Source organism: Cyanobium sp. BA20m-p-22 (genome assembly GCF_024346275.1).
Lineage (GTDB): Bacteria > Cyanobacteriota > Cyanobacteriia > PCC-6307 > Cyanobiaceae > Cyanobium_A.
In genome coordinates, this window is sequence record NZ_JAGQCQ010000111.1 from 1 (window position 1) to 10,552 (window position 10,552).

A 10,552-nucleotide genomic window follows, 5' to 3' on the forward strand; every position below is an offset into this window, starting at 1 on the left:
CGTGCGCTCGACCACGGCGCGGGAATCCTCCACCGTGCGGCCCGAGCTGTCGACGATCACATCGAAACGGCGCCCGGCAAGCGGCTGCAGGCCCTCAGGGGTGCTGCGATCACCCGCCAAGTGCTCCACTCCGGCTGGCAAGGGGTTGCGGCCCCGGGTGAACAGGGTGAGCGAGTGGCCTTGGGCCAGCAGCCGTTCCACCAGGGGCTTGCCCACGAAGCGGGTTCCGCCCATCACCAGGATTTCCATGCCACCGGCCACGAAACTGGAGGCCATTCAAGACGCACCGGTGCCCATGCGGCTCAGCAACCACTGGAGCGCCCAACCCGCCGCGCTCGCCAAAACCAGGGGCTACCGCCACTTCGCCCTGCTGGGGCAGCGGGGCCAGGGGGCTGAGCGGGCGGCGGAACTCCAGGCCCTGCTGGCGCCCGACTACCGCCTGGTGGTGCCGCTGCTGGAGCTGCGCAACCGGCAGCTCTGGCAGCCTGGCTGGCAGTCCTTGCCCCCGGCCCCCTCCATGCAGGTGATCCCCGCCATTGATCTGCTCGACGGCCACTGCGTGCGGCTGCACCAGGGGGACTACGACCAAGTGACCCGCTTCAGTGACGACCCCGTGGCCCAGGCCCTCAGCTGGCAGCAGCAGGGGGCGCAGCGGCTGCACCTGGTGGATCTCGATGGGGCCCGCAGCGGCCAACCGGTGAATGACGCGGCCGTGAAGGCGATCACCGCCGCCCTGGCGATACCCGTACAGCTGGGCGGTGGCGTGCGCACGGCTGCCCGGGCCGAGGAGCTGCTGGCCTGCGGCCTGGATCGGGTGATTCTTGGCACGGTGGCCCTGGAGCAACCAGAGCTCGTTGACGAGCTGGCGGCCCGTCACCCCGGCCGCATCGTGGTGGGCATCGACGCCAAAGGCGGCAAGGTGGCCACCCGCGGCTGGATCGAAGCCAGTAGTACCGAGGCCACCGAACTGGCCCGTCGCTTTGCAGCCAGCGGCATCGCCGCAATCATCAGCACCGACATCGCCACCGATGGCACCCTGGCGGGCCCCAACCTGGATGCATTGCGGGCCATGGCCGAGGCCAGCGCCGTGCCGGTGATCGCCTCCGGCGGCATTGGCACCCTCGAGCACCTGCTCTCCCTGCTGAGCCTGGCGCCCCTTGGGGTGGAGGGGGTGATCGTGGGCCGGGCCCTCTATGACGGCCGGGTGGTGTTGGCTGAGGCCCTGCAGGCGATCGGCGATGGGCGCCTGCAGGATCCGAGCAGCGCCTCGATGCTGGCCTGAACGAGCGGCAGCGCCAATGCGGAGGCGGATCGCTTGCAGCTTGGCTATAAGGGAGAATCAACATCAGAGGTGTGTCGAGTGATTGCCGACGCCCTTCCACCTTCAAGCCCCTTCTCTGGCGTCCTGCCGCTCGGCAGCGTTGAGGAGGTCTATCAGCGATGTCGCGCCCTGGGTATGCGGCTGAGCCGCCAGCGGCGCATGGTGCTGGATTTGCTCTGGGCCGAAAAGAGCCACCTGAGTGCCAGAGATATTTTTGAAAAGCTCAACAACCTTGGCCGCAACATCGGCCATACCTCGGTATATCAAAACCTCGAGGCCCTACAGACGGCAGGGGTGATTGAGTGCCTGGATCGCGCCAATGGCAGGCTCTACGGCTACCGCAGTGATCCCCACAGCCATCTCACCTGCTCGGCAACAGGCGCGATTGAGGATCTGGACGTGATCCTGCCACAGGAGCTGCTCGACCAGATCGAGCGCCATACGGGCTTCACGATTGAGACTTACACCCTGCATCTCACCGGTCATCGCCGGGCACTGGAGAAACCCGGCCAGGTTCGATAACTTGGGCCATCCTCCGGCCAGGTCTGTGAGTTCGCAGCTGCTGCTGTTTGCCGAACCGCTCCTGCGTGATGGGCTGGCCCGGTTGCTCACTGCCCAGGGAAGCCTGTATACGGCGGTCGAATCACCCCAGCAGCTGAAGGGTCTGCCCCAGCTGGTGATCTGGCAGGTCAACAGCCCCATCAACCCGCCGCTGCTGGCCCAGGAACTGCAGAGCCTGCAGGAGCGTTGGCGGCCGGCACCCCTGCTGCTGCTCCTACCGACTGGCCATGGGCTGAACAACGAAGTTCTGCTGCAACTCCCCGCAGCTGGGGTATTGGAGGCACCCAATCCCCAGGAATTACTTGAAGCTGTCGCCACCCTCCTGGCCGGTGGCAGGGTGCTGGCCGTGGCCATGGGCGAAGCCCCAGGTATCGGCAACCCAATCCCCCCAACCGGCCCCACCCTGGGCCTCGGCCAGTGGCTGCTGATCAGTGGTCTGCAGCAGATCGATGCCGACATCGACGCCATCAGGCGCCTGCTGACGCCACCACCCACCAACCTGGTGCAGCTGCTGGTGCTGCAGGGTCGCCTGCGGGAACTGGCGGCGGCCCGCCAATTGCTGCTGCTGCTCTGGGGGCCGGCCAGCATGGCCTGGTCATCCCCGGCCCCAACTCCGCAACCGAGCCAGCCGGTGCTGGCGATCACCCTGCAGCAGCGCAGTGCGGATGGAATCTGGCGCGCCATTCGCGAGCGCCTCGAAGCCGGCACCGAGGGGGGGCTAAGCAATCACAGTGGCCAGCTGCTGGCCCTCGAGGGCCTCAGTGGCGAGCGCCGCCGTGACCTGCTGAGGGCCCTGCTGCATCAGGTGGAAGAACTTCGCCAAAGGTTCCTGGCCGATCCCGCCCCCCTCCAACCCCTGCAGGAACGCTGGGAGCGGTGGCAACCGGAGCTGCGCCAGCAGGCCTTGCGCAGCCTGGTGAATCCCTACGTCCAACTTCCCCGCGAGGGAAGCCTCGAACCTGTGGCAGACAGCCTGATCCGCAGTAGCGACCTGGTCAGCCGCGACCCCGAACTGCCCGATGCCCAAGCAATGCTCGCCTCCCTCGTGCGCGCCCAGCCCCTGCTGGTAGACGGCCAACTGCTGGCGGCCGATGAACCGCGGGCCGTACTCCACCTGGAGCTGCTGCTGGCCAACTGGCTTGTGCGCACCGCCGATCTGGTGAGTGCGGAAGTGCTGGCCAGCTGTGGCAGCTGGCCGGAACTGCGCCGCTACCTGCTCCAGCCCGACCTGCTCGCAACCCGCAATCTGGAGCGGCTGCGCAACCAGCTGAATGCCCAGCAGCGCTGGAGCAGCTGGGTGCTGAGGCCGATCAATCTCTATGAAAGCCGGCGTCAGCTCTTCTGCCTGCGCGATGGCGCCATCCGCTGCCAGGAGCTCACCGAGCCCCGAGATGGCGAATTGCGCCAGCTCGGCTGGCTACAGCAACTTGTCACCCTGAGCCTGGAAACCCGCGACGCCCTGGCACCCCAGGTGCAGGGCCTGCTGAAGGGCCTGGGGGAACTGGTGGTATTGCTGCTCACGCGCGTGTTGGGCCGCGCCATCGGCCTGGTGGGCCGGGGCATCGCCCAGGGTATGGGCCGCAGCCTCAGTCGCAGCTAATCCTGCCTGCAGGGCTCCCAGCCACAATGGCGACAGTCAGGTTGTGCGGTCCGGATGAACCAGTTGCTGAGCCAGATCCTGGTGTTGCTCCTGATGCTGGGGCTCGGGCTGGGGTTGGGGACTGGCCAGGTCCAGGCTTCCCTCACCAGCAACAGCTATGACGGCAACATCTACGCCCTCTACGCCGGCAACGGCTCCCTGGTGCCGCCCCGCAGCAGCCTGGCCCAGGCCATGGCCGACCAGCGCCCCGCCGTGGTGATCTATTACCTCGACGACGACGCGGCCAGCAAGCAGTTTGCAGCGGTGGTTTCGGAGTTGCAGCGCCTCTGGAATCGCAACATCGAGCTGATTCCCCTCGTTACCGACCCCCTCCAGAACCGGGCCGACACCGGCCCGCGCGACCCGGCCCACTATTGGCGTGGGGTAGTGCCCCAGGTGGTGGTATTCGACTCCCAGGGGAAGGTGATTTTCGATGAGCAGGGAGCCGTGAGTGTGGATGCCATCAACGCCTCACTCAGCCTGGCCACCGGCATTGCCTTGCCGGAGGGCGGCACCAGGAGCTCCACCGAGAGTTTCAATGAACTCAATTCGGAGGTAGTTAGCCGCTGATGGCTCGCCTCGAATCCGACAGCATGGGGGCCATTGAGGTTCCCGACCAGCACTACTGGGGCGCCCAGACCCAGCGCTCGATCCACCATTTCCGCTTCGGCCAGGCCATGCCGCTGAAGCTGGTGCATGCCTTCGGTGCGCTCAAGGCCGCCTGCGCCGAAGTGAACCAGGCCAAGGGCAGGCTGGCCCCCGAACTGGCGGCCCTGATCGTGGCGGCAGCCGAGGAGGTGGCAAGCGGCTCCCTAGACAGTGAATTTCCGCTCAAGGTGTGGCAGACGGGCTCCGGCACCCAAACCAACATGAATGTCAATGAGGTGATCGCCAACCGGGCGATCCAGGCCTCGGGGGGGGTGTTGGGCAGTAAGAGCCCGGTCCACCCCAACGACCATGTCAACCTCAGCCAGTCGAGCAACGACACCTTCCCGGCTGCCCTGCACGTGGCCGTAGCGATTGAGCTGGAGCGCAGCCTGATCCCAGCTGTTGAAGCCCTACGTGATGCCTTGGGCCAGAAAGCCGAGGCCTTCGCCACCATCATCAAAATCGGCCGCACCCACCTGCAGGATGCGGTGCCCCTGAGCCTGGGCCAGGAATTTGGCGGCTACGTGGCCCAGCTGGAGTTGGGGCTCGAAACCCTGCGCGCCGCCCTGCCCCAGGTGCACCAGCTCGCCATTGGCGGCACGGCCGTGGGCACGGGCCTCAATGCCCCGGCCGGCTTCGGCGAGGCGGTGGCGACCCGGCTGGCAGCGCGGATCGGCCTGCCCTTCAGTAGTGCCCCAAACAAGTTCCAGGCCCTGGCGGGCCACGAACCCCTGGCCGCCGCCCACGGCGCCCTCACTGTGCTGGCCGGCTCGCTGCTGAAGATCGCCAACGACATCCGCTGGCTGGCCAGTGGCCCCCGCTGCGGCCTGGGCGAGCTGGTATTGCCCGAGAATGAGCCCGGCAGCTCGATCATGCCCGGCAAGGTGAATCCCACCCAGGCCGAGAGCCTGACGATGGTCGCTGTGCAGGTGATGGGCAACAACACCGCCGTGCAGTTGGCGGCCAGCCAGGGCAACTTTGAGCTGAACGTGTTCAAGCCCCTGATCGCCCACAACCTGCTCGAGAGCATCGAGCTGCTCTCAGGCAGCTGCACCAGCTTCCGCGAGCACTGCATCGAGGGGCTCGAAGCCAACGGCAGCCGCATCGAAACCCTGCTGGATCAAAGCCTGATGCTGGTAACAGCCCTCACCCCCCAGGTCGGCTACGACCGGGCCTGCGCCATCGCCAAACATGCCCACAACCACCAGCTCAGCCTCAGGGAGGCGGCCCTGGTGCTGGGGGAAATCAGCGCCGAGCAATTTGACAGCTGGGTGCAGCCCAACCAGATGATCTAGTTCTGCCGGCGGGTGGCTGCGGAGAGCTGGGTTTGTACAAAAAGCTGATTTGGCCCTCGCCAACTGAACGGAAGGAGTGTTACAACCTTTACCGAAGCAAGGGGAACCCCACTGGTGGGATAGCTAGATGCCCCCAATCTCCGACCCCTTGCTGGAGCGCAATGCGCTTGCCAGCCTCAACCAGTTGCGTAATGGCCCCGGAGCCCTGCGCCTGGCCAGTCACCTGCTCACGGTCGTCCTGGGCGGGGTGGTTTGGGCCCAGCAGGGCTGGCCCCTTGCCCTGCGGCTGGCGGGCCTGCTGATCTGTGGGGTTGGTCTGGCCACCAGCTTTGCGCCCCTGCATGAGTGCTGCCACCGCACGGCCTTCCGCGGCAGAAAGCTGAACGACGCGGTGGCCTGGATGGCGGGGCTGCTGAGCTTTTACAACTCCACCTACTACCGGCGCTACCACCAGTGGCACCACCGCTACACCCACCAACCCGGGCTTGATCCCGAACTAAACGATCCCATTCCCACCACCGTCTGGGCCTATCTGCTGGAGCTGGGCGGCTGGAACTGGTGGACCGGCAAATTGGCCGGCTACCGCCAACTGCTGTGGGGCGATCTCAGTGGCCTGCCCTACCTCAGTCCTGAGTTGATCCCCCAGGTGCGCCGCTCGGTGCGACTCCAGTTTGCCGTTTATCTGGCCCTGGCCCTGACGTCCCTGGTTAGTGGCACCGGCTTTCTGTTCTGGTTCTGGCTCCTGCCCTTGGTGGTTGGTCAGCCCGTGCTGCGCTTTCTGCTGTTGGCGGAGCACAGCGGCTGCAGCTTCAGCAGCGATGGCACCGAAAACACGCGCACCACCCTGACGATCTGGCCGGTGCGTTGGCTGATGTGGAACATGCCATTCCACGCCGAGCACCACCTCTACCCCTCCCTGCCCTTCCACGCCCTGCCAGCCGCCCACGGGGCCATCGCCCCCCATCTGAGCCACTGCGATCGGGGCTACCTAGCGGTGCACCGCCAGCTGCTGGCCAACCTGCCCGCCCTGGGCCTACCGGCATGAGCCTCCGCCAGCACCAGCTCGGCGACCTTGCCCTGGCCTGCGGCCACACCCTGCCGGAGGCCCAGCTCACCTACCTGCAGATCGGCGAACTCAACGGCGATCGCTCCAACCTGATCCTGGTGCCCACCTCCTATGGCGCCCGCCCCGACGACCTGGCCTGGCTGGCGGGCCCGGTGCTGGATCCGGAGCGCTGGTGCATCGTCATTGCCGGCATGTTTGGCAACGGCGCCTCCAGCAGCCCCAGCAACAGCTCCATGGGCCTGGCCGAGCAGGGCTGGGTGGTGAGCCACCGCGACAACGTCGCCGCCCAACGGCAGTTGCTGCGTGAAGTGTTCGAGGTTGAGCGCATCCCCCTGATCTACGGCTGGTCGATGGGGGCCCAGCAGGCCTACCAGTGGGCCGTAGATCACCCGGAGGCCGTGGAGCGGATCTGCTGCGTCTGCGGCACGACCCGCACCTCCCCCCACAACCGCCTGTTTTGCCTCAGCCTGCGCCAGGCCCTCACGGCCGATTGCCACTGGAGCGGGGCCGGTTTCAGCGGGCCGCCGGAGCAGGGGCTGCGCAGCTTCGCCCTGATCTACGCCAGTTGGGCCGCCAGCCAGCCGTTTTTTCGCACGCTGGCAGAGCCGGTGGAGGAGCATGTGGAGAGCCAGTGGTTGCCCCACTACCGGCGCCATGACCCCCGCGATCTAATCGCCATGCTCGACACCTGGCTGGCCCACGACGTGGCCCAGGGGGGTGACCTGGCCTCAAGCCTGCGCCATATCACCGCCCGCACCGCCGTGGTGGCCGGCAGCCACGACCTCTACTTCCACCTCGACGATCTGGCGGCCGATGCCGACTCGATCCCCGGGGCGGAACTGCACGTGATCCACTCAGAGCTCGGCCACCGGGCAGGCAACCCCCACAGCAACCCGGCCGAGCAGCGGCAGCTGCACTCGATCGTTGACGCCCTCCTCCAGCAGCCATCCCATGTCTGACCTCTACCAGCAGGTGCAGGAACTGAACTTCCGGTTCCTGCTGATCTCCTTCACCGACCTGTTTGGCATCCAGCGGGCCAAGCTCGTGCCGGCCTCGGCCGTGGCGGAAATGGCCCGCGATGGGGCCGGCTTCGCTGGCTTTGCGGCCTGGCTGGATCTCTCCCCCGCCGATGGCGACGTGATGGCGATCCCGGCGGCGGCCAGCCTCACCCCCCTGCCCTGGCAGCCGGAGGTGGGCTGGGTGGCAGCCGAGCTCCTGCTCAACGGCCAGCCCATGGCGCAATGTCCCCGCCGCCTGCTGCGCCTCCAGCTGGAGCGAGCAGCCGAGCGCGGATTTGAGCTGCGCAGCGGCGTGGAGGCCGAGTTCTTTCTGCTCGATCCCAGCGGCGAGCAGATCGCCGATAGGTCTGACACCCAGGAGAAACCCTGCTACGACCAACTGGCGCTGATGCGCCGCTACCCCCTGATCGCGCCACTGTTTGAGGCGATGGAACAGCTGGGCTGGGGGCCTTACCAGGCTGATCACGAGGACGCCAACGGCCAATTTGAGCTCAACTGGACCTTCGCGCCCGCCCTCACCACCGCCGATCGTCATGCCTTCTTCAAGGTGATGGTGAAAACCCTGGCGGAGCAGCAGGGGCTGAGGGCCAGCTTCATGCCCAAACCCTTCGCCGCCCTCACCGGCAACGGCTGTCACACCCACCTCTCACTGTGGGGGGCTGCCGGCAGCGCCAACGCCGGCCGCAACCTCTTCCCCGACCCCTGCGGTGAGCTGGGTCTCTCATCCCTGGCCTATCACTTTCTTGGTGGCCTGCTGGCCCACGCCCCCGCACTCAGCTGCATCACAAACCCCACGGTGAACAGCTATCGCCGCCTGGCAGCGGCGCCCACCAGCTCTGGCGCCACCTGGAGCCCAGGCGGCATTAGCTACACAGGCAACAACCGCACCCATATGGCGCGTATCCCCGACAACCAACGTCTCGAGCTGCGCCTGCCCGACGGCTCGGCCCACCCCTATCTCTTGCAGGCAGCGATCCTGGCGGCCGGTCTCGATGGGATCGACCGTCAGCTTGACCCGGGCCCCCGCCACGACAACGACAACTACGCCCAGCCCCTCGGCCCGGATCAGTGCCAGCGCCTGCCGGCCGACCTGGGCGAGGCCCTCACTGCATTCGCCGCCGATACAGCCCTGCGCCAGGGGTTGGGGGAGGAGTTCTGCCAGTCCTACGAACGGTTGCGGCGGCGCCAATGGGAGCAGCAGCGTGCCGAAGTGAGCCACTGGCAGCGGCGCACCGGTCTGGACGATTAGCCATGCGGGCTCAGAGCAGGTTCGCCGCCAGCTCGGCCAGTTCGCTGCGCTCACCGCGCAACAGGGTGACGTGGCCGGCCAGGTACTGGCCCTTGAAGCGCTCCACCAGCCAGGTGAGGCCGTTGCTCTCGGCATCCACGTAGGGATTGTCGATCTGGTAGGGGTCGCCGGTGAGCACGATCTTGGTGCCCTCGCCTACCCGGGTCACGATCGTCTTCACCTCGTGGGGGGTGAGGTTCTGGGCCTCATCCACCACCATGTATTGGCGGGGGATTGAGCGGCCGCGGATGTAGCTGATCGCCTCCACCTCCAGCAGCCCCATGCCCTTGAGGTCGGTCCAGTTGCTGCGGGTGCCCCGGTGGTGGCTGCCGCCCCTGCCGCTGCGGCCCTCTTCCTCGCCAGCGCCGCCCAGCAGATAGTCGAGGTTGTCGATGATCGGCTGCATCCAGGGGCCCATCTTCTCCTCGAGATCCCCGGGCAGAAAGCCGATCTCCTTTCCGAGTGAAATCACCGGGCGTGTCACCAGCAGCCGCTCATAGAGCCGTTCATCGGCTACTTGGTGCAGGCCTGCCGCCAGGGCCAGCAGGGTCTTGCCCGTGCCTGCCTTGCCCACCAGGGTCACCAGCTGGATGTCGGGATCGAGGAGCAGGTCCAGGGCAAAGGTCTGTTCCCGGTTGCGGGGCTGGATGCGCCCGAGCTTGGCCTTCGGGCCCCGTTGCAGGGGCTGAAGGGTCGAGGTCTTGGCGTTGAAGCGAGCCAGCAAGGTGTGGGCAGGCTGGAGCCGGTTGACCAGGGTCACCCCTTCGTTTGCCAGCAGTGGGCTCTCGACCACCAGGCCCTCCACCGCCAGCCCAGGCGGATGCTTGACCTGATCCATCTGCTCGGCACTCACCCAGAGCTCGCAGAAGCCGGGGTACAGATCGCCGATGTCGACCCGATCACTGGTGTAGTCCTGGGCGATCAGGCCGACCGCGTCGGCCTTAATGCGCAGGTTGGTGTCCTTTGTGACCAGGATCACCGGTGGCTGGCTGCCCATCACCGCCTGTAAACGCTGCTCCTCAAGGGCCACCGCCAGGATGTTGTTATCCCCGTTGCCCCCCTTGAGCTCAGGCGGCAGCTGGCTGAGGGTTTCGCTGCGGCAGACAACCACCTTGAGGGTTCCCCCCTGATCGCCGTTGGCCACCCCGTCGGCCAGGTTGCCCTGGGTGCGCAGCCCATCAAGCAAGCGGGAAACCTGACGGGCGTTGCGTCCCTTCTCGGCTGGATCGCGCTTGAACCGGTCGATCTCCTCGACCACCTCGATCGGGATCAAGATGTGGTTGTCTTCAAAGCGGGTCAAGGCGGCGGGATCGTGCAGCAACACGTTGGTGTCGAGCACGAAGGTTTTGCGCATGCCGGGCAGGGAGATCGCTATGGCGCGAAGCTAAAGCCAACTGCGCACTTACGCTCCAGCGGTTCTTGCCCAGTCGCAATTTGGCTCCCACGCCCATGGCTCTTTTCGCGTTGAAACTCCTGCTGGTGCTGGCCCTGCTGCTGGGGCTGACCCTGCTCTGGCTGGAACTGCGCCACCGCCTTCGTCCTGCCTCCCCATTGCGACTGCAGGCGGGGCCTTTCGAGGTGGAGGCCGGCGGGGCGGGCCTGGAGGTCAGCGGCACGATCACCCTCAGCAACCCCCACCAGCGCATGGAGGTGATGGTGCCCGAGATCGAGCTCAGACCCACCCTGCTCGGCCGGGGGGACCTGGGCGGCATCAC

At 66.7% G+C, this 10,552-nt stretch carries 10 protein-coding genes and 2 pseudogenes; 10 read left to right on the forward strand and 2 right to left on the reverse strand.

Going from position 1 to position 10,552, the window contains the following annotated elements; genetic code table 11:
- A partial coding sequence (locus KBZ15_RS10750; RefSeq protein WP_255015238.1) for an NAD-dependent epimerase/dehydratase family protein occupies positions 1-249 on the reverse strand: 249 nt, incomplete at its 3' end.
- Positions 250-295: 46 nt separating this feature from the next.
- Between KBZ15_RS10750 and KBZ15_RS10755 the strand changes: the two are divergent.
- The 9 genes and pseudogenes from KBZ15_RS10755 to glnT form a co-directional block, all read left to right on the forward strand.
- Positions 296-484: pseudogene (locus tag KBZ15_RS10755) on the forward strand (TIGR02450 family Trp-rich protein); the annotation flags it as partial.
- Positions 485-517: 33 nt separating this feature from the next.
- Positions 518-1,282, forward strand: coding sequence for a 1-(5-phosphoribosyl)-5-[(5-phosphoribosylamino)methylideneamino]imidazole-4-carboxamide isomerase (gene hisA / locus KBZ15_RS10760; protein WP_255015239.1), 765 nt, complete (start codon positions 518-520; stop codon positions 1,280-1,282).
- Positions 1,283-1,456: 174 nt separating this feature from the next.
- A complete protein-coding gene (locus KBZ15_RS10765; protein ID WP_255015240.1) occupies positions 1,457-1,843 on the forward strand; it encodes a Fur family transcriptional regulator in 387 nt (128 codons plus the stop codon).
- Between the two features lie 25 nt (positions 1,844-1,868).
- A complete protein-coding gene (locus KBZ15_RS10770) occupies positions 1,869-3,482 on the forward strand; it encodes a DUF3685 domain-containing protein (protein WP_255015230.1) in 1,614 nt (537 codons plus the stop codon).
- A 54-nt stretch (positions 3,483-3,536) separates the two neighbouring features.
- Positions 3,537-4,091 carry a thylakoid membrane photosystem I accumulation factor gene (locus KBZ15_RS10775; RefSeq protein WP_255015232.1) on the forward strand — a complete coding sequence of 185 codons (555 nt, stop codon included), beginning with the start codon at positions 3,537-3,539 and terminating at the stop codon, positions 4,089-4,091.
- The gene (gene fumC / locus KBZ15_RS10780; RefSeq protein WP_255015233.1) at positions 4,091-5,464 is read left to right on the forward strand and encodes a class II fumarate hydratase; all 1,374 of its coding nucleotides are present in this window, start codon (positions 4,091-4,093) and stop codon (positions 5,462-5,464) included. The genes KBZ15_RS10775 and fumC overlap by 1 nt, the downstream gene beginning before the upstream one ends.
- A gap of 127 nt (positions 5,465-5,591) precedes the next feature.
- The gene (locus KBZ15_RS10785) at positions 5,592-6,509 is read left to right on the forward strand and encodes a fatty acid desaturase (RefSeq protein ID WP_255015234.1); all 918 of its coding nucleotides are present in this window, start codon (positions 5,592-5,594) and stop codon (positions 6,507-6,509) included.
- A complete protein-coding gene (locus tag KBZ15_RS10790) occupies positions 6,506-7,489 on the forward strand; it encodes an alpha/beta fold hydrolase (RefSeq protein WP_255015235.1) in 984 nt (327 codons plus the stop codon). Before KBZ15_RS10785 ends, KBZ15_RS10790 begins: the two co-directional genes overlap by 4 nt.
- Positions 7,482-8,798, forward strand: a complete 1,317-nt coding sequence (glnT, locus tag KBZ15_RS10795; RefSeq protein WP_255015236.1) for a type III glutamate--ammonia ligase — start codon at positions 7,482-7,484, stop codon at positions 8,796-8,798. Before KBZ15_RS10790 ends, glnT begins: the two co-directional genes overlap by 8 nt.
- A 10-nt stretch (positions 8,799-8,808) precedes the next feature.
- Here glnT and KBZ15_RS10800 read toward each other — a convergent pair whose 3' ends face one another.
- Positions 8,809-10,191, reverse strand: a complete 1,383-nt coding sequence (locus KBZ15_RS10800) for a PhoH family protein (protein WP_255015237.1) — start codon at positions 10,189-10,191, stop codon at positions 8,809-8,811.
- Positions 10,192-10,286: 95 nt separating this feature from the next.
- Here KBZ15_RS10800 and KBZ15_RS10805 point away from each other — a divergent pair.
- Positions 10,287-10,552, forward strand: a pseudogene (locus KBZ15_RS10805) (F420-0:Gamma-glutamyl ligase); the annotation flags it as partial.